General features: G+C 60.1%; 17 protein-coding genes. 7 read left to right on the top strand and 10 right to left on the bottom strand.

Annotation, left to right across the window (positions count from 1 at the left end):
- Nucleotides 1-53: 53 nt before the first annotated feature.
- Entirely contained in the window at nt 54-737 is a 684-nt protein-coding gene (locus PH558_RS02595; RefSeq protein ID WP_113408144.1) for a pyridoxamine 5'-phosphate oxidase family protein, read from the top strand.
- A gap of 29 nt (nt 738-766) precedes the next feature.
- Nucleotides 767-1,429 carry a GNAT family N-acetyltransferase gene (locus tag PH558_RS02590; RefSeq protein WP_113408145.1) on the top strand — a complete coding sequence of 221 codons (663 nt, stop codon included), beginning with the start codon at nt 767-769 and terminating at the stop codon, nt 1,427-1,429.
- A gap of 21 nt (nt 1,430-1,450) precedes the next feature.
- Here the strand turns inward: PH558_RS02590 and aac(6') are convergent, their stop codons facing one another.
- A complete protein-coding gene (gene aac(6'), locus PH558_RS02585; protein ID WP_285201982.1) occupies nt 1,451-1,891 on the bottom strand; it encodes an aminoglycoside 6'-N-acetyltransferase in 441 nt (146 codons plus the stop codon).
- Nucleotides 1,892-2,021: 130 nt separating this feature from the next.
- Between aac(6') and olsE the strand changes: the two genes are divergently transcribed.
- The 5 genes from olsE (at nt 2,022) to PH558_RS02560 (ending at nt 10,327) form a co-directional block, all read left to right on the top strand.
- The gene (olsE, locus tag PH558_RS02580; RefSeq protein WP_285201981.1) at nt 2,022-3,017 is read left to right on the top strand and encodes an ornithine lipid hydroxylase OlsE; all 996 of its coding nucleotides are present in this window, start codon (nt 2,022-2,024) and stop codon (nt 3,015-3,017) included.
- A gap of 221 nt (nt 3,018-3,238) precedes the next feature.
- Nucleotides 3,239-6,562 (top strand): thiamine pyrophosphate-dependent enzyme, encoded by a 3,324-nt coding sequence (locus PH558_RS02575; protein WP_285201980.1) that lies wholly within the window; start codon nt 3,239-3,241, stop codon nt 6,560-6,562.
- A 247-nt stretch (nt 6,563-6,809) separates the two neighbouring features.
- A complete protein-coding gene (locus tag PH558_RS02570; RefSeq protein ID WP_285201979.1) occupies nt 6,810-7,955 on the top strand; it encodes a PspA/IM30 family protein in 1,146 nt (381 codons plus the stop codon).
- A 3-nt stretch (nt 7,956-7,958) separates the two neighbouring features.
- Nucleotides 7,959-8,612, top strand: coding sequence for an OB-fold-containig protein (locus PH558_RS02565; protein ID WP_285201978.1), 654 nt, complete (start codon nt 7,959-7,961; stop codon nt 8,610-8,612).
- Nucleotides 8,609-10,327, top strand: coding sequence for a flotillin family protein (locus tag PH558_RS02560; RefSeq protein ID WP_095435553.1), 1,719 nt, complete (start codon nt 8,609-8,611; stop codon nt 10,325-10,327). Before PH558_RS02565 ends, PH558_RS02560 begins: the two co-directional genes overlap by 4 nt.
- Before the next feature lie 80 nt (nt 10,328-10,407).
- Here PH558_RS02560 and olsC read toward each other — a convergent pair whose 3' ends face one another.
- The 9 genes from olsC to PH558_RS02515 all read right to left on the bottom strand — a co-directional run bounded on the left by olsC (nt 10,408) and on the right by PH558_RS02515 (nt 18,568).
- Complete coding sequence (gene olsC / locus PH558_RS02555) at nt 10,408-11,253, bottom strand: ornithine lipid ester-linked acyl 2-hydroxylase OlsC (RefSeq protein ID WP_095435554.1); 846 nt, start codon at nt 11,251-11,253, stop codon at nt 10,408-10,410.
- Between the two features lie 302 nt (nt 11,254-11,555).
- On the bottom strand, nt 11,556-11,945 hold the full coding sequence (gene crcB / locus PH558_RS02550) for a fluoride efflux transporter CrcB (RefSeq protein WP_095436332.1): 390 nt from the start codon (nt 11,943-11,945) through the stop codon (nt 11,556-11,558).
- Nucleotides 11,946-11,968: 23 nt separating this feature from the next.
- Nucleotides 11,969-13,339, bottom strand: coding sequence for a voltage-gated chloride channel family protein (locus PH558_RS02545; protein WP_285201977.1), 1,371 nt, complete (start codon nt 13,337-13,339; stop codon nt 11,969-11,971).
- A gap of 247 nt (nt 13,340-13,586) precedes the next feature.
- Nucleotides 13,587-14,417, bottom strand: a complete 831-nt coding sequence (locus PH558_RS02540) for a class I SAM-dependent methyltransferase (RefSeq protein WP_285201976.1) — start codon at nt 14,415-14,417, stop codon at nt 13,587-13,589.
- 41 nt (nt 14,418-14,458) lie between these two features.
- Nucleotides 14,459-15,502, bottom strand: a complete 1,044-nt coding sequence (locus PH558_RS02535) for a Gfo/Idh/MocA family protein (RefSeq protein ID WP_095435557.1) — start codon at nt 15,500-15,502, stop codon at nt 14,459-14,461.
- 8 nt (nt 15,503-15,510) lie between these two features.
- Nucleotides 15,511-16,296, bottom strand: coding sequence for a ThuA domain-containing protein (locus PH558_RS02530; RefSeq protein ID WP_285201975.1), 786 nt, complete (start codon nt 16,294-16,296; stop codon nt 15,511-15,513).
- 164 nt (nt 16,297-16,460) lie between these two features.
- The gene (locus PH558_RS02525; protein WP_285173182.1) at nt 16,461-16,802 is read right to left on the bottom strand and encodes a DMT family transporter; all 342 of its coding nucleotides are present in this window, start codon (nt 16,800-16,802) and stop codon (nt 16,461-16,463) included.
- 19 nt (nt 16,803-16,821) lie between these two features.
- Complete coding sequence (locus tag PH558_RS02520) at nt 16,822-17,385, bottom strand: TetR/AcrR family transcriptional regulator (protein ID WP_095435560.1); 564 nt, start codon at nt 17,383-17,385, stop codon at nt 16,822-16,824.
- A 94-nt stretch (nt 17,386-17,479) separates the two neighbouring features.
- Complete coding sequence (locus PH558_RS02515) at nt 17,480-18,568, bottom strand: ABC transporter ATP-binding protein (protein WP_095435561.1); 1,089 nt, start codon at nt 18,566-18,568, stop codon at nt 17,480-17,482.
- Nucleotides 18,569-18,636 lie beyond the last annotated feature (68 nt).

The following is an 18,636-nucleotide window of genomic DNA, read 5'->3' as shown; positions in this document are numbered from 1 at the left end:
TTATAGCCTACCTCTTTGCTGGCAGAGATCAACACCCGATCTGTGAGGAAGACATGGCCGATCACTATTCGCCCCATACGAAGACCTATCCGACCACCGAGCGTACCCGCGTGCGGCGCAGCCCGAAGCGCGGCAGCCACGCCCATGCCGATGTCCACGCCATTCTGGATGCCGCCCCGCTCTGTCACGTCGGCTATGTCATTGACGGAGCGCCCTATGTGACGCCGACCCTGCACTGGCGCGAGGACGATTATGTCTACTGGCACGGCTCGTCTGCCAGCCGCTTCCTGCGCGCCGCCGAAGACATGCCTGTCTGCCTGACCTGCAGCATCATCGACGGCTATGTGCTTGCCCGCTCGGCCTTCAACCATTCCGTCAACTATCGCTCAGCTATGGTTTTCGGTATGGCCCGTCTGGTCGACGATATCGAGGAAAAGACCGATGCGCTGCGCCACTTGATCGAAGACCTGTTTCCCGGCCGCTGGGACAGTTTGAGGCCGATGACCACGCAGGAAGTAAAAGCGACCTCGGTCATGCGGATGAAAATCGAAGAAGCCTCGGCCAAGGTCCGCAACGGTCCGCCGGGCGATATGGACGAGGCGGATCATCCTGTCTGGGCTGGCGTTCTGCCTATCGAAAGCCGCCTGGCATCACCACAGCCCGCCCCCGGCTTGCCCGACGGAATGGAACTGCCACAATCTCTTGCAGAGCTGATACAATCCGGCCGGCTCCGCTAGATTATATTTGATGACCAAAGGACTTTGATATGGATCTGACCAACTGGAAGGGTGTCGCCCGCCCCGAGCGTATTACTCTTGAAGGCCGCTACGTCAGGATCGAGCCGCTCGACACGGCCTATCATGGCGACGATCTCTATGCCTCGGCCCGCGCACCCGGCGCGGAAGATCGCTTTCGCTATCTTTTCGAAGACGCGCCGGCCGATCGTGCCGCCTTCTCGCCCTGGCTCGAGAAAGCAGCATCCACTGCCGATCCGCTCTTCTTCGTGACGATCGACAAGCGCACCGGACGCGCCGAAGGGCGGCAGGCATTGATGCGCATCGACAACACGCATGGCGTCATCGAGATCGGCAGCATCCTGTGGGGACCCGCCATCGCCCGCAGCCGCGTGACGACCGAAACGCTCTATCTGTTCGCATCCTACGTCTTCGACACGCTCGGCTATCGCCGTTTCGAGTGGAAATGCAACAACCTCAACGAACCGTCGAAGCGGGCAGCCGAACGCTTCGGTTTCGTTTTCGAAGGCATCTTCCGCCAGCACATGGTCGCCAAGGGCAAGAACCGCGACACCGCCTGGTTTGCCATGATCGACGCCGACTGGCCGCGGCTGAAGGCCGGTTACGAGCACTGGCTGGCCCCGGAGAATTTCGATGAGGCTGGCCAGCAGAAAACGAAATTGACATTTGCCTAGGCACAGTCCTGTAGCTCCGGCCTAAAGCAGCTTTCGGAAATAGACCACGCGCCTGGTTTCGATAAAGCCGAGCGCCGCATGGAAGGCATGGCTCGCAAGATTGTCGATCAGCGCATCCGAGGCAAACTCCATGCAGGCGGCGGCCCGATCCCATGCGCCAACTGCATCGCAGAGCGCGCGCGCCATCCCTCCGCGTCGATGTTCAGGGCGCACATAGATGCCTTCGAGGAAGAGAACCGGTGACGTCTTGCAGCCATTGACGTAATCGTGCCGCAATGTCGCTTCAGCAAAACCGGCGACATGACCGGCAGAATCGATCGCGAGATACGCAACAGCATTTTCATTGGCGCGAAATTGTGCCAGCTCCGCGCGATGATGTTCGTACGAACTATCTGGCCAAAGCTCGACGCGCAATCGCGTCCACTCATCCAGATATTCGTCTGCTGCCTGCTCTATCCGCACGTCTTGATCTCCTGTCCAACTGCCTGTTGCCAGCCAATGGAAAAATTTCGCTTTCGACTCCACAATCATCGCGCTACATATCGCACATATTCACGCGCTATTTCGCCGATTAGAATCTGAGGTTGAAGGAATGACATTTCAAAGCAGTTCGCGTCTTTACGCTGCTGTTTCCTCCCTGCTGTGGCCCGCCATCTTCTGTGCCGGATTGACCGGTGCATATTTCGCCTTCGAATCGAATATGCATCTGCTCTGGTTCAACGTTGTCTATCTGTCGACGGTGGCGGTGATTGCCCTCTTCGAGCGGCTGATGCCTTACGAGAAGACCTGGCAGAAACGCGATGGTGAGACATTCAACGATATCGCCCACACGCTGCTGAACAAGGGCGGCGTACAGATCGCCGCTGCGATCGGCACCTCCTTCCCGATGGCGGTCGCGACCGTCGCGCAGCCGGCGCTGAGCTACCATTCGCATTTCTGGCCGGATCAATGGCCTATGGCGTTCCAGGTTGTGCTCGGCCTCGTCATCGCCGAGTTCGGCCTCTATATGGCGCATCGCCTGGCGCATGAGCATCTGTCCCTCTGGCGCTTCCATGCCCTGCATCACAGCGTCGAGCGGCTATGGGTCATCAACACAGGCCGTTTTCACGTCATCGATACGCTGTTCAAGATCGCGCTCGGTCAGATTCCGCTCTATCTGCTCGGCGCGCCGTTGCCTGTCTTCCTCTGGATCGGCGCGGTTACGGCTTTCATCGGTCTGCTCACGCATTGTAACGTCGACATGCGCACCGGCCCACTCGACCTCATATTTTCGACTCCACGCCTCCATCGCTGGCATCATTCCAAGATTCTTGCCGAAGGAAATACGAATTATGGGGAAAACCTCGTGATCTGGGATCAGCTTCTCGGCACTTTCTACAACCCGCCGCGTCCGTCCTCTACCGATATCGGCATCACGGGCAAGGTAGCCAAGGGTTTTCTCGCTCAGCTCGTTCAGCCCTTCTCCCGGAAAGGCCGCAAGGAGATTATCGGCAAGAAACCCAAGGAGCTGATTCTCAAGGAAGAACAGGCCGCAAAGGCCGCCGCCGAAAGACAACGTGCCGCCGCCTCGATGCGCAACTCGGGCTGATGAGATGCACGAAAGGCGCACCCGTTTCGCGTTTAGGCGGGTGCATTGTCGCGCATGCCTTGTGGACAGAAACATCGTGAAAAATTGCAGCCCCGCAATATACGTATTTCGGTTTCAATCCGAGAAGATCTTGTCATTTAACGTGTATTGAAAAAGGCAGGCTGGGGGTTTACCTAACTCCCAGCATTTAATTGAGACGAAAGATCAGGAAAATCATTGAGATGGAAGGGAGGTTTGCAACAGAATACCTTAAGCAACTTCACAGAATATTTTTCATTTCCAGAGAAATAGATCGGCTCGAGCGAGAATTCATCAAGCAGGGCATAGCACATTTTCACGTTTCCGGCGCCGGCCACGAGTCCACGGCGCTTCTCAACGAATTCCTTCAGGACGACGACTGGCTGCATCTCCATTATCGCGACAAGGCCTTGATGCTGGCACGCGGCATGCCCATTCGTGAGTTCTTTTCCAGCCTGCTTGCGACAGCCAATTCTCATTCCGCCGGTCGGCAGATGAGCGCGCATCTGTCTTCCCGCGCTCTCAACATCACGTCGATCGTCGGTCCCGTCGGCAACAATGCCCTGCATGCCGTCGGCGTCGCGGCATCATTGAAGCAAAAGCCCGGCATGCCGATCGCCATCTGTTGTGTCGGCGATGGCACCACGCAGCAGGGCGAATTCCTGGAAGCGGTCGCTGAGGCCGTACGCAGCCAATATCCCGTCGTCTTCGTCATCGAGGATAACAGCTTCTCCATCTCGACGCGCACAAGCAAACAGACCTTCTTCGATCTGCCCGCCGGCCAAGCTTCCTCTTTTTACGGCATCGATATCATCCGCACGGATGGCGACGATCTCACCGCATCGCGCGACGCTTTCCGCAAGGCCGTCCGCCATAGCCGCAACAATCGCGCGCCGAGCATCGTGCTTTTGAATGTCGAGCGCCTTTCCGACCACACCAACGCCGACGATCAGAAGACCTATCGCACCCTGCTCGAAATCGAGGCGGGCTCTTCGCGCGATCCGCTGCCGAACCTGCGGGCAATGCTGCACGAAGCCGGTGTCGACGCCGATGCACTTCGGAAGATCGAACAGGAACTGATTGCCGAGGTGCAGGCGGAAGCCGCCCTTGCCCGCAAGGAAGACGCCCCGAAGGTCGAGCCGGAAGCGAAGGCTCCCTACCCCGCTTCCTTCGATAAGAAGGCAGAATATCGCGGCAACGAGAACGCCTTGACACTGACGATGCGCGAGGCGCTGAATGTCGTCCTCGACAAGCAGCTGGCCGCAAATCCCGAAGTCGTTCTCTTTGGCCAGGATATAGAGGATCCGAAGGGCGACGTTTTTGGTGTGACGCGCGGCCTCAGCACGAAATATCCCGACCGCGTGCGCAACGCCGCCCTCACCGAATCGACAATCGTCGGCACGGCGGTCGGCCGCGCGCTGGCGGGCCAGCGCCCCGTCGCCTTCCTGCAGTTCGCCGACTTCCTGCCGCTCGCCTATAATCAGATCGTCTCTGAAATGGGCAGCATGTTCTGGCGCAGCAATGGCGCCTGGGAAGCGCCCGTCATCCTGATGGTGAGCTGCGGCGGTTATAAGCCCGGCCTTGGCCCGTTCCATGCCCAGAGCTTCGAGGGAATGTTGGCGCACACGCCGGGCATCGACGTCGTCATGCCCTCTAGCGCCGGCGATGCCGCCGGTCTGCTGAATGCCGCCTTCGAATCGCGGCGCCCGACGGTCTTCCTCTATCCAAAGGCCGTGCTCAACAACTCCGACGGCCGTACCTCCGAGGATCTGGACAAGCACTTCGTCCATCCCGGCCTGTCGCGCCATGTCGCCCGTGGCCGCGACATCACGCTCGTCAGCTACGGCAACACGGTTTCGCTCTGCGCCAATGCTGCAAGCGCCTTCGAGGCGCAGGGCTTCTCCGTCGAGGTGATCGATCTGCGCTCGATCTCGCCCTGGGATGAGAAGGAAGTGCTGGCGAGTGCACGGCGCACCCGCCGCCTGATCGTCGTCCACGAAGACAATCGCACCGTTGGCATGGGCGCGGAAATCATCGCGACCGTCACCGAAAAGACCGATGTGCCGGTCGTCGTGCGCCGGCTGGCCCGTTCGGACGCTCACATTCCCTTCAACTTCCGCAATCAGCTTGAGACTCTGCCCTCCTATCGCAAGCTGGTCGACCTGATGGCCGAAGTCCTCGAATGCGAGGTTACCTGGCACGAAGAGGACGACAGCGGCCCGACGGCAGCGATCAAGGCGATCGGCTCCGGCCCCGCCGACGAGAACGTCCTCGTGACGGATCTGCTCGTCAAGCCTGGCGACAAGATCGAAGTCGGCCAGCTCGTTGCCGTCGTCGAGGCGACGAAAGCCTCCGTCGAAATCTGCGCCAATATCGGTGGCATCGTGCAGGAGGTCTTCGCCAAGATCGGCGACCAGATCGCCACTGACAGCCCGCTTCTGACCGTCGATGCCAACCGTGATCTCAGCGAACAGAATTTTGCGCTCGCTTCGGAGATTCAGAACAAGTTCGTGCTACGGCGCCTGAAGTCGCATGTCATCCCGACGCTGCGCCGCCATACCGGCAGCTTCTCGGAAGTCGTCATCAACGGCATTGGCATCGCGACCGGCGCCCGCCGCGTCACCAACGAAGAAATCATCCATAACTGGCCGAACCGCCGCGCCGACGAAATCCTGGCGCTGACGGGCATCAAGAGTCGCTTCTGGGTCGGGCCAGACGAAGGCACGCTGAGCCTAGCCACAAAGGCCGCGCGCGATCTCCTCAAGCAGAACCAGATGTCGATCCACGATGTCGATCTGGTGATCGCCGCCACCGGAACGCCCGACATCGCCACACCGTCGCTTGCAAGCCGCGTCGCGGTTGCCGTCGCGGAGGATGGAGTGCGGCCGTCGCTGGCTGCCTATGACATGGGTGCCGCCTGCTCCGGCTATCTCTACGCGCTGCAGCAAGCCTATGATTTCATTGCACAGCAGAACGACGCCAAGGTGCTCATCATCACCTCGGAAGTTCTGTCGCCGCTGCTCGACATGAACGATTTCTCCACCGCAATCCTCTTCGGCGATGCCGCGACTGCCAGCCTGGTGACCAGCCGCGACATGGCGCGCAACCCGCTCTTCACCGCGAGCCGCCCGATCGTCAGCGGCCGGCCGGAGCCGGGCGATCTGCTCTATGTTCCGCTTCCGGACAATGGCGTCATCGCGATGAACGGCCGCTCGGTCTTCACCGAAGCGGTGCATTCGATGACCCGTTCGATCGAAAACGCCTGCGTCGATGCCGGCATCGAGCTTGCCAATCTTGATCTGCTGGTGCCGCACCAGGCCAACCAGCGCATCATCGACACGATTGCCAAACGCAGCGGCCGCCCGGCCCTCAGCGTCATCGAGACCTACGGTAACACCAGCTCGTCAAGCATTCCGCTTGCCATGCTGCATGTCGCCAACGAACACTCAGAGCCGCTCAATCTCGGCCTGGTGGCCTTCGGCGGCGGCATGACGGCAGGCGCTGCAATCGTACGGACCGTGAAGTAACCGCGGTTCCTCCCCAACGCTCCACTCAAAGATTCCATACAGCGCGGCCGATTGGCCGCGCTTTTCATATGGTTTTTTCGCGCCCGATCACTACATATACGCGAGCTCATGAGTTGCATGATCGCCCATAGGCGGAGAGAAGTATCAAATTTCTGCAACCTATGCGGCCCATCATTCATTACAATTCATTCATGTTTGACGCCATGCTCCCTTGAAAAGCACCGTAGCGGTGCTTTACTTGAAGGCCATGGCAAAGACACACGCACCAACGCACCGCTCTCGTCTGCGATATGACCTCGCTCCCAATGACGAAGCGCGGCAGGCTCTGGACGAGACCTTTGCCGCATACGGGCAGATGATGAAACTCTTGGGCGAAATCGTTCCGGACAGAGCCGGAGCAAATCTCGTCACGCTTCACGATCTTGCCTATGAAACGATCCGCGAACGAACCGCTTTGCCCGCGCGCCTCGTGACGCTGGGCTTGCGTGATTTTGCGGCCAATCGAGGCGGGCTTGCCGATTGGAACCGGCTACCTCTCGACGAAAAGCTCTTTGCCATCAAGGGTCCGTCAGACCTGACAATCTCGACGGTGCGCGGCCGTGTTGCCGTGCCCTTCGACGTGGCCGGCTATTTCAAAGGCTGGGATAGCAATATCCCCGCCTACCTGGTCGCCGATGGAGGCCATTACGCGATTCACATCGGGGTAACACCAAACTCTCCCCGAACGGAGGATAACATGACGATGCATGAAGGCATTCTTTCCCGCATGGGGCGACTGATTGCAGGCCTCGCCAATGCTGCGCTCGACACCGTAGAAGGCGCCAACAAGGTTGCCGTCATCGAGCAGGCGCTGCGCGAGATCGACGCCGCCGCCGATGAAGCGCGCGCTGATCTCGGCAAGGCGCGCGCCGAGGAATACCGCATCCAGAGCCGCCGCAGCGAGATTGTCGCCGATCTCGACGCGCTCGACGTCAAGATCCGGCTTGCGATCTCTGCCGACCGCGAAGATCTCGCCAAGGCCGGCGTCTCGCGCCAGATCGATCTCGAAGCCCAGATTGCGGCCCTCGACAAGGCGCTTGCGGATGCGAACGCACAGATCGACGAGGGTCAGAAGGCGCTTCAGGCTGTTCTAGCCGCGCGTCGCGAGGCGGAAGCGCGGCTTGTCGATTTCAAGCGCAGCATCGCCCGCCATGCTCCCGAAGAGGCAACGGGCGGAAATCCACGGCCGACACCGGCCGCCGGTGCAGCCCGCGCGGCAGCCGCCGTTTCCCGCTTGACCGGCGTTCCATCGGGCGAGCCCGCAACCAGCGCCGAACTCGATGAGCTGGATCGCCTGCACCGGGAGCAGGCGATCGAAGCACGCCTTGCCCGCTTCAAGGCCAACGGCCAGTAACCAATGCACCTGTTTCTCGCACCCGAATGTGCGCCCTTTGCCATCGCGGCAATGATCCTGATCGGACTGACGGCAGTCGAAATCCTGTCGATGCTGCTTGGCTTCTCGCTGAGCGAACTCATCGGCAAGCCGCATTTCGAAGGTCATGACGGAGTGCTCGCCGACCTGCTGTCCTGGATCAATATTGGCGGCGTGCCGCTGTTGATCCTCATCATGCTGGCCCTCGGCATCTTCGCCGTGACGGGCTTTGCCATCCAGACCGTGGCCGACGTGATCTGGGTGCCGCTGCCGGCGATCGCTGCCGCAGTGCCGGCCCTCGCCGTCACGATCCCTCTCGTCCGTGGCTCGACGCGAATGATCGCCAGGATCGTGCCGCGCGACGAGACCTACGTCGTCGAGGCCGACGACTTCGTCGGCCGTACCGGCACGGTTTCCATCGGTCCTCTGGATCAGCGTCTGCCCGGCCGCGTCAGCGTCAAAGATGCGCATGGCAACTGGCATCAGTTGCGCGCCAGCGCCGCCAAGGGTGAAAGCCCCTTGCCGATCGGCGCCCAAGTTCTGCTTGTCGACCGCAAGGCCGACATCTTCATCGCAGTTTCCGCCCCCTCGGACCTTGTGAGGTCCGATGACAAATCCTCTACGGAGCAACCTTCATGAACGGCCTTTACGACCTTATTCTCCCCGCAGGCATAGGTCTCGTCCTGATCCTCGGGATCGGCTTCGTCCTTGCCTCGCTTTATGTGCGCTCGAGCCGCGATGAAGCCTATGTGCGCACCGGCCTCGGCGGCCAGAAAGTCGTGCTCGACGGCGGTTCCGTCGTGCTGCCGATTTTCCACTCGATCGCCCGCGTCAACCTCAAGACGCTGCGCCTGGAAGTCCAGCGCGGCGAGAACGACGCGCTGATCACCAAGGACCGCATGCGCGTCGATATCGGCGCCGAATTCTACGTCCGCGTCAAGCCGGACAGCTCCTCCATCGCGCTCGCCGCCCAGACGCTCGGCAACCGCACCAACGACAGCGAACAGCTGCGTCAGCTGATCGAAGCTAAGTTCGTGGACAGCCTGCGCTCGGTGGCGGCCACGATGAGCCTCGATGCCCTGCAGGAACAGCGCATGGATTTCGTCAAGGCCGTACAGGATGCGGTCGGTTCCGACCTGCAGTCTAACGGTCTAGAACTGGAATCCGTGTCACTGACGCGCCTCGACCAGACCGATATCAAGCACTTCAACGCCAACAACTTCTTCGACGCCCATGGTCTGGCCGCTCTGACCCGCGTCACCGAGGCGCGCAAGAAGGAGCGCAACGAAGTCGTTCGCGATACCGAAGTCGCGATCGCCCAGAAAGACCTGGAAGCGCGCCAGCAGTCGCTCGCCATCGAGCGGACGAAGCGCGAGGCCGAACTGAACCAGCAGCGCGACATCGCCAACAAGTCCGCCGCCACCCGCGCCGAGACCGCACAGCAGGAACAGGCCGCCAAGCGTGCGGAGGAGGAAGCCCGTATCGCCGCCGAACAGGCGATCGCCGAACGCGAGGCAGCTGCGAAACAGGCTCGCGAATCCGCCAACATCGACTCGACCCGCGCCGTGCAGCAACGCGATACCGAAGCCCGCCGCGATATTCAGATCGTCGCGCAGGAAAGCGCCATCGCGGTTGCCAACAAGAGCCGCGAAGAGTCTGAAGCCAAGGCAAAGGCAGAAGCCGCTCGCGCACTCGCTATCGCAGCCGAGGAAAAGGTCGGCACCGCCAAGGCAGTCGAGATCGCCGAACGCGAGAAGCAGATCGCCGTGATCGACGCGCAGAAGCGCGCCCAAACCCAGGCAACCGCCGTCACCATCGCTGCAGAAGCCGAAAAGCAGGCCGCGACCGACCAGGCCGACGCCATCAAGACATTGGCAACGGCAGAAGCCGACGCTGCGATCATCAAGGCCAAGGGTATTCTAGAAACCGGCAAGGCAACAGCCGAGAGCGAAGCGCTGCTCAACGAAGCGCGCAACAAGCTCAGCCCGGCCATCATCGAATTCGAGATCACCCGCGAGCGCATCCGCATCGTGCCCGCCGCCCTTGCCGAAGCGGTCAAGCCGATCGAAAAGATCTCCGATATCCGGATCTTCGACACCGGCGGCATGCTCGGCCGCAATGGCAACGGTACGGGCGGCGGCAGTGGCGTCGGCCTCGGCGAAGGGCTTGCCGGCCAGCTACTCTCCTACCAGGCCAACAAGCCGATCCTCGACCGCCTGCTGAAGGAGGCCGGCTTCGACGGCGACAATGCCATCTCGGCCCTGCTCGGCAATCTCGATGGCAAGACCAATGCCGCCCAGCCCGAGGAAGAGGAATATTACGACGATGCCGAAGAGACGGATAAGCCTGCCTGAGGGCTAGCCTGATCGCTCAAAGCAAAACCCCGGAATCCACGAGGATTCCGGGGTTTTGTTAAATCAATCAGCCGATCAGATCAGGGCTTCGGCCGATTTCTGAACGCCTCGGCTTCGGCGTAGAACTTCTTTTCCCATTCCTTGTGGTTGTCGAGACCTTCCTTGATGAAGGGCGTGAAGATCGCCAGGTTCATCAGGGCCCAGTTGACGAAACGAGCCGGGAATTTCAGCGGCTTGACGAAATCGACGAAGAGCACAACGCGCGTCTTGTCGGTATGATTCCATGCTTCGTGCTCATAGGCGTCGTCGAAGATCAGCGCCTTGCCTTCCTGCCAATGGCAAACCTGCTTGTCGACGCGGATGGCGAGCTTCTCGTTCGGCTCCGGCACAATGAGGCCGAGATGTAGGCGCAGCACGCCGTTATAGGGGCCGCGGTGGGCGGGAAGATGCTTGCCGGGCTCGAAGATCGAGAACATGGCCGTCGTCAGGCCGGGGATCTTCTGCACGGCTGCCCAGGTATTCGGGCACGCCTTGATGTTCTGCTCCGACTTCACGCCAAAACCGAGGAGGAAAAAGGTCTTCCAGCGCGTATCCGTCGAAATGGTCTTCACGTCGGTGGAGATGTCCTGGAAGGTCGGCAGCTCGCTCTGGCGCAGCAGCACCTTTTCGAGCTCGGCGCGAATGGCCGGAAAATCTTTTTCTATCTCGGCGGCCCAGGGGAAAGTGGCTGTGTCATAGACCGGCGGATTGCCGAGCTTGGCATATTTCAGGTTGAGGCTTTCGGCCCAGGCTACGATGCTCATGAAAAAGCGGGTCATGGCGCTCGGGCGGTCCATCGGCGCAATGCCGGCGGTGCCGAAGGTCTGTTCCGGAGCAGGAGATTGGTTGGAAGTGGGAGCAGGTGCGCTCAAGGGACTCTCCGTCATGTCTGTCTTTTGGGGCGGTGCGGTCCGGGAGGAAGTTGCGCGGGGAATCCACATGCGAATCCCGGAGCGAGAACAGGCTTGTCATTGGGAATGCCTTGCCTGTGCTTATCCTGATCGACGCCCGACTCCTTGTGTTATGCGGTGATCTTAATAGGCGATTATATGAGTTGATTAGTCGAATTTCGCAAGAGAGTCCGTTCGCAGCGAGCGGTGGTTTGTCGTGGAATAAATCTCTGCGATTCTCGAGAGGGATTCACCTCAGAATCGGCAAAAATGCGGCGAGATCTGCCGATCTCCAATCACTAAGCTGTTTGAGCCTGAATTATTAGCCGGACAATTGCAAGCCCTGCTATCACGGCTGTAATCGACAGGAAAACGGACAGGCCCACATAGACGATGGCCGGCATCCATTGGCCGCGTTCCCAGAGCACGACGCTCTCCAGCGCAAAGGTCGAAAACGTCGTGAATCCACCTAGAAGGCCTGTTGTCAGAAACAACCGCATCTCCTGCGACATACCGCCGCGAAAAGCGAAATACTCCGTCAGCAGCCCCATGATGAAGGCACCAAGCACATTGATGATCAACGTGCCGAATGGAAACTCGATCCCGAGCAGGCGGGCGGCGACCTCGTTGACACCGAGACGGAATGCACCGCCCAATCCGGCACCGAGAAACACGACAAGATAGAGCACGACAACCTCCAGCCGTCCTTGCGTCAAACCTTTCCGACCTTATGGGCATTTTCCCGCCGCGTCTTCAAGCTGCGCTCGCGAATATGGCGAAGCGGCGTGTCGGCTGGGATGTTATCGGAAGCCGCGCTCTTGGCGACGCCGAGCCTCTGCGAGAGATAGATGCTGGTGTGGCCGCTACAGATGTAGGCAAGAAAGCATGCGACAGCGAGGTAGCCGGCATGCGTCGCGCCGAACAGCTCGATCCCCATGATCATACAGGCAAGCGGCGTATTGGTGGCACCGGCAAAGACGGCGACGAAGCCCAACGCAGCAAAGAGGTCGACCGGTGCGCCAAGAATGGCGGCAAGCGCATTGCCGAGTGCAGCCCCGATGAAGAACAGAGGCGTCACTTCGCCGCCCTTGAAGCCGGAGCTGAGTGTCACGATCGTGAAAAGCGCTTTCCAGAACCAGCTCCAGTAGTCGACATGGGCGGGATCGAAGAAGCCGAGGATCGTCGCATCGCTTGGGTTGGGCGACCAGACACCAAGCCCGAGATATTGCCGGGTGCCGAGCAGGTAAACGAGGCCGATCAGGACCGCGCTGGCGATGACCGGCCGCAGCGGCGCATAGGCGCAGAACCGTTTGAACGCCGCCGACGCAGCATGCGAGAGCTCGCTGAAGCAACGTGCGGCCAAACCGAAGATGACGCCGGCAAGCCCGACCTTGATGAGCAGCAGCGCATCGAGATGGAACGTGCTGACCGGCGTGCCTGAGAGATAGCCGATGTGATACTGGATATGCTCGATGCCCCAGGCATGGCACGTCCAATCGGCCGCGATCGCAGCAGCGAGGTTCGGGATCAGCGCCTCATATTGTATCCGCCCGATCGTCAAAACTTCGAGAGCGAAGACAGCACCGGCGATCGGCGTGCCAAACACCGCGCCGAAGCCCGCGGCGATTCCCGCCATGAGGAGGATGCGGATCTCGGCGTGGGTGAGCCGGAACACCTTTGCAAAGGCGCTGGCAATGCTGCCGCCGAGCTGCACCGCTGTCCCTTCGCGTCCCGCCGAACCACCGACCAGATGCGTCAGAACCGTCGAGACCAGGATAAAGGGAGCCATGCGCAGCGGCACGCCGCCACCGGGCTCATGAATCTGGTCTACGATCAGATTGTTACCGCCTTCCGAGCCTCGGCCAAAGCGCTGGTAGACCAGCACCATGAGGAAACCGGCAACTGGCATCAGGAAAATCAGCCAGGGATGATCGAAGCGCGCGGCCGTCGCCTTGTCGAGGCTCCAGAGAAACAGCGCGCAGAGCGAGCCGACGACCACAGCCATCGGCACCACGAGAACGATCCATTTGAAAAGACTGCGAAATTGCTGAAAACGATGATGAAAATAGGCGGATGCGGACATCAGTTTGCCCCTCCCGCGAAGCCGACACACGGTCTTCCGGGGACAGTGAACAAGAAACAGAAGTGGGACAACGGTAAGATAATAGGCATGACTCTACTCCTTCGCCTTTTAGGCGCATTGAGTAGGAGTCATCAGCTTCCCTGAGAAAATCAGAGCGGCGGTTCGGCCACCAAGGCCCGGCAGAAATCCATTACCGTTATATTTTCCATACAGAAACAGGCCCATCGCTGTCAACGGGCAGCGGCCGTCACACCGCCCGCGCAATCATCTCGATCGGCGCAAGCAGGCCGCCCTCGACCGACACGTTGACGTTGCTCATGCGCTCACCGGCCCGCGGACCCATCAGCGTACGGACACCCTGGTCTCGCACCTCGCCCGCCGCAGCGGCCCTGGCGCGCGCTTCATGTGCCAATCGGATTGCGAGAGCACTACGATCCTGCTCGATCTCCACTGTGAAGCCGGCTTCGTCAAGCAGATGGCGATATATATCGGGGCTGCGGACGAAGCTCGTTTCCAACTCCATAGCCCAGGGCATCGGAAAGGAGAGCGTTCCCTCGCGCATCTGCATGATCTCATAAAGCCCGAAACGGCCGCCGGGCTTGAGAATGCGCCTGACCTCGGAAAACAGTCTCGCCTTGTCCTCTATATTCATGCCGACGTGAATGAGCGTCGCACGATCGAAACTGCCGCTCTCGAAAGGCAATGCCAACGCGCTGCCCTGCCGGAAGGAAACCAGATTCTCCAGACCGCAGCGGGCCGTCAGCAAATTGGCGACCTGAACGAATTCCTCGGTGAGATCGATGCCCGATACGATGCATCCGTAGGAGTCGGCAAAATGGCGGGCAGGCCCGCCAAGGCCGGAGCCGATATCGGCAAGACGCAGGCCTGCAGAAAGATCGAGATCCCTCGCGAAATCCACCGTTGCGGCATGTCGCCCCAAATGGAATTCATCGACGTCAGCCAGATCGCGGATGCGAAGATTGTCGACATCCTTGCCGTCGGCCGCAAGCGTTTGCAGGATCGCCGTTTCCAGCGATCCGTGCGTGTAGTGGCTGGCAACTTTTTCCTCGGTAGACATGCGTGCACTCCCAAGGCCTTGTCTGAAGGCTGACTATGATGTCAGACCTTCAGTTCGCGCCGTTCAACTTCAGTCACCATGGCAAGATCCAGAACACGCTGCAAGTTCGCAGCGTGTCTGAAGCTCGGGTCCTGGCTGCTGCCGGTCATGACAGCGTCAGCGAAGCGCTGATAGTTGGTCGGAACCGGCGGTACTTCAAGCACCCTCCACGTCGCCGTTTCCGTATCATCGCCCAGGCAACCGCGCAGTTCGGAACCGTTGGGGCTATGGGACACTTCCAGGCCGCCGCGCTCGCCATAGATGCGGAGCTTCAGCTCGTTCAGATGCCCCGTCGCCCAGCGGCTCGCGTGCACGACGCCGAGCGCGCCGTTGGCGAAATCGACCGACATCGAGAAGCTGTCATTCGCATCGAGCGTATATTCGCCGATGCGCTCGCCGGGAGCCTTGGCGAAGGTCTTGAGACGGGCAAAGACGTGATCGATATCGGTCGCGGCGCCATAGGCGGCGAAGTCGAGGATATGGATGCCGATATCGCCGAGAACACCATTCGAGCCGTGGCCCGTCGACAGGCGCCACAGCCACTTGGACTCGCTGCGCCAGTCGCCCCATGCCTTAGAGACGAGCCAGCTCTGGAGGTAGGACGCCTCCACATGCTTGACCGTGCCGATCTCGCCCGAAATCACCATCTCGCGCGCCTTCTGCAGCTGCGCGACATTGCGGTAGGTCAGGTTGACCATATTGACGACCCCTGCCCTTTCGGCAGCTTCCGTCATCTCCAGAGCCTTTTCATAATTCTCCGCGAGAGGCTTCTCGCAGAGAACATGCTTGCCGGCAGCGAGCAGCGGAAGCGTCGTCGGATTATGAGCTTTGTCCGGCGTGACGTTGGTCACGGAATCGAACTCACCCCAGGCTAGCGCCTCGTCCAGCGATGAGAAGCGCTTCTTGATATCGAACGTATCGCAAAAGGCGGTGAGCCTCGTCGCATCCGTATCGACGGCGCCGACGATTTCGACGCCAGGAATGCGGGCGAAATGCTCCACATGGTTCTTCGCCATGCCGCCCGTGCCAACTACTATGAGACGCATCTGATACCTCAGCGATAACCGGCTTCGCCGGCTTGATGCAGTTTCGGGCCGCGTTCGACGATCGGCTCCAACGCCTTTTCGACGGGCACATTCGGCGCATCATGGATGCTGGCCTGAGTGCCGAGCGGGTTGTAGGCCCATTTTACGGAATTGATCAGAACCTTCTGAACCGTACCGTTGTGATAGGTCGGATAGGTCTCGTGACCGGGGCGGAAATAGAAGATGTTACCGGCACCGCGACGCCAGGTCATGCCAGAGCGGAAGACTTCGCCGCCCTGGAACCATGAGATGAACACGGTTTCCAGCGGCTCCGGAACGGAGAACTGCTCGCCATACATTTCCTCATTCTCAAGCTCGAAATGCTCGCCGAGCCCAGCTGCGATCGGATGGCGGGGGTTGATGACCCAGAGACGCTCGCGCTCACCGGCTTCGCGCCATTTCAGCGCGCAGGGCGTCCCCATCAGGCGTTTGAAGACCTTGGAGAAATGGCCCGAATGCAGCACGATGAGGCCCATGCCTTCCCACACCCGCTTGGCGACGCGCTCGACGATTTCGTCCTTGACGGCGCCGTGATCCTTGTGGCCCCACCATAGAAGGACGTCGGTGTCTTTCAGGCGGGCTTCGCTGAGGCCATGCTCAGGCTCCTGCAACGTTGCAGCGGTCGCCTCGATGCCGGCATCGGCATTCAGCGCCTTGGCGATGGTGTTATGCATGCCCTCCGGATAGATCTCGGCGACGACCTTGTTTGTTTGCTCATGAATGTTCTCGCCCCAAACGACGGCACGAATAGTCATTACGGCACTCCTCTAATACCATTAGGATTGAATAGGTTATGCGATCCAAAGCGCTTTGGGAAAGCGCCGTATTTCAAGCCTCCATCAGCCTATCCAGCGCAAGACATAATGCGTTCAAAGCGATTTGACAAAGCCAAAAGCAACCATGAACAACACCTCTGTTTTCAGTGCGACACGGATTTTGAAAAGAGGTTCACGACGAGCACGCCAGCGATGATCAATGCGAGACCGATGATCGCGGCGAGATCGAGTTTTTGCCGGAAAAGCACCACGCCCACCATCGAAATCAGCACGATGCCAAGCGCGCTCCAGATGGCGTAGGCGATGCCCACCGGGATGACCCGCAACGTTACCGAAAGGCAATAGAACGCCGCCGTATAGCAGATCACCAGAACGACCGTCGGGCCGAGGCGCGTAAACTGCTGCGACATCTGCAATGCCGTCGTGCCGATCACTTCAAGCACGATCGCGACCAGCAGCATTGCATAGACCGATGCGTTCGCCATTCCATTATCTCCGATAGGGCTAGAGCTGTGTCAGCTCGATCAACCGGTCGATCAGCCTTTGACGGGCACTCTCGTCCAAGTCGTGGCTGCCGAGCAGGTCGGCAAGCCAGATCCCATCGGCCGCCAATCTGACGATTGCCGCATCCACCGAGGAGTCCGTGCCGACATATTCCTCGCTGCGCTCGCGCACCCACTGATGCCACCGCTGCCGCAATTGCGGCTCGGTGAGCAGCACCATCGTCACCTGTGCCCAGTCCTTCGTACCCTGCGGCTGATCGCGCAGCGCCAGGCAGGCATGCAGGTAGCCGCGGGTAAAGCGGCCATGCGGCAACGGATCGGCGCGCATCGCTTCCTCGATCGCAGCGTCCAGCCGCTCCAGCAGGCTGTCGAACAGTGCTTCCAGCAGCATGTTCTTGCTGGGGAAGTGATGCAACAATCCGCCCTTGCTGACACCGGAGGCGCCAGAAACGGCATCCAGCGTCACCGCAGTCATCCCTTTTTCGGAAGCAAGTCGCGCCGCTACCTCCAGCAACTGCTGGCGAACGAACAACGGCTGCTTTTTTCTATGGTGGGCGGTGGACATGGCGACATAACATACCAGTTGGACGGTTTCGTCAACGCTCTAATCGGTAGTGTCTAGGCCTAATTGTTTATGGTGATCTCGTGTTGTTGCCTCCTCAGTTTACAGAATGATGAGCCGCATCCTTCTCGTCGAAGATGCTGACCTTGGTTGCCTCTACGGCGAAGGCGATCGGCGAGCCGGTCGTGATCGTCGTCATGCCGGGATCCGTGCCGATGATCTTCGAGCCATCCTTGAGCCGAACGTGAACGAGCGAACGGTCGCCCAAGCGTTCGACGGTCTCGACCTGGCCGCCGATATCGCCCTTCTCCGCCGTCGTCACGACCAGATGCTCCGGGCGGATACCGAGCGTCAGCCCGGAATTCGAAAGGCCGTTAAGCGCGACAGCCGTTTTGATGACCGAGCCATCCGGCAAGGTCGCCGTTGCTAGCCCGCCCGCTTCATCCAGGCCGGCTATGTTGATAAAGTTCATGCCGGGTGAGCCAACGAACTGGGCGACATAGCGCGTCGCCGGGCGCGTGTAGATCTCGACAGGAGTCGCCACTTGCTCGATCTTCTTGTTGTTCAAGAGCACGATACGGTCGGCAAGCGTCATCGCCTCCACCTGGTCGTGGGTGACGAAAACCATCGTTGCGCCCAGCCGCTCATGCAATTGCGCTAGCTCGACTCGCGTACGGGTGCGCAGGCCGGCATCGAGGTTGGAGAGCGGCTCGTCGAACAGGAAGACATCCGGCTCACGCACGATAGCGCGGCCGATTGCGACACGCTGGCGCTGGCCGCCGGAGAGTGCCGAGGGCTTGCGATCGAGAAGGTGTGGCATTTCCAGGATCTTTGCGGCTTCTTCGATGCGCCTGGCAATCTCGTGCTTGGGCGTTTTGATATTTTTCAGACCGAAGGACATGTTGTCGCGAACCGTCATGTGCGGATAGAGCGCGTAGGACTGAAAGACCATCGACACACCACGCTCGCCCGGCGGCAGCTGGTCGACCCGCTTTCCGCCGATCCAGATTTCGCCGCTGGTGATCGTCTCGAGACCTGCAATCATGCGGAGCAAGGTCGACTTGCCGCAGCCCGAACCGCCGAGGAAGACAACGAACTCGCCGCGCTCGATCGTCAGATCGATGTCGTTCAGAACCTGCACCGCACCGAAATGCTTGGTGAGGGATTTGATATTGATACCTGCCACTTTACGCCTCCTGCGGAAAAATCGAATTCATCGAACTTGCCATTCATCGCGCCCCGCCCGGCGGCTTT

This window comes from Rhizobium pantanalense (genome assembly GCF_030182525.1).
GTDB lineage: Bacteria > Pseudomonadota > Alphaproteobacteria > Rhizobiales > Rhizobiaceae > Rhizobium.
Note: the sequence above shows the minus strand (reverse complement) of the source record. Positions and strands in the feature narration are given on the sequence as shown.

Bases quoted from the DNA above. Each gene is read 5' to 3' on its own strand.
- PH558_RS02595 (WP_113408144.1), top strand. From the start codon at position 54: ATGGCCGATCACTATTCGCCCCATACGAAGACCTATCCGACCACCGAG.
- PH558_RS02590 (WP_113408145.1), top strand. From the start codon at position 767: ATGGATCTGACCAACTGGAAGGGTGTCGCCCGCCCCGAGCGTATTACT.
- olsE (WP_285201981.1), top strand. From the start codon at position 2,022: ATGACATTTCAAAGCAGTTCGCGTCTTTACGCTGCTGTTTCCTCCCTG.
- PH558_RS02575 (WP_285201980.1), top strand. From the start codon at position 3,239: ATGGAAGGGAGGTTTGCAACAGAATACCTTAAGCAACTTCACAGAATA.
- PH558_RS02570 (WP_285201979.1), top strand. From the start codon at position 6,810: ATGGCAAAGACACACGCACCAACGCACCGCTCTCGTCTGCGATATGAC.
- PH558_RS02565 (WP_285201978.1), top strand. From the start codon at position 7,959: ATGCACCTGTTTCTCGCACCCGAATGTGCGCCCTTTGCCATCGCGGCA.
- PH558_RS02560 (WP_095435553.1), top strand. From the start codon at position 8,609: ATGAACGGCCTTTACGACCTTATTCTCCCCGCAGGCATAGGTCTCGTC.
- olsC (WP_095435554.1), bottom strand. From the start codon at position 11,253: ATGACGGAGAGTCCCTTGAGCGCACCTGCTCCCACTTCCAACCAATCT.
- PH558_RS02545 (WP_285201977.1), bottom strand. From the start codon at position 13,339: ATGTCCGCATCCGCCTATTTTCATCATCGTTTTCAGCAATTTCGCAGT.
- PH558_RS02540 (WP_285201976.1), bottom strand. From the start codon at position 14,417: ATGTCTACCGAGGAAAAAGTTGCCAGCCACTACACGCACGGATCGCTG.
- PH558_RS02535 (WP_095435557.1), bottom strand. From the start codon at position 15,502: ATGCGTCTCATAGTAGTTGGCACGGGCGGCATGGCGAAGAACCATGTG.
- PH558_RS02530 (WP_285201975.1), bottom strand. From the start codon at position 16,296: ATGACTATTCGTGCCGTCGTTTGGGGCGAGAACATTCATGAGCAAACA.
- PH558_RS02525 (WP_285173182.1), bottom strand. From the start codon at position 16,802: ATGGCGAACGCATCGGTCTATGCAATGCTGCTGGTCGCGATCGTGCTT.
- PH558_RS02520 (WP_095435560.1), bottom strand. From the start codon at position 17,385: ATGTCCACCGCCCACCATAGAAAAAAGCAGCCGTTGTTCGTTCGCCAG.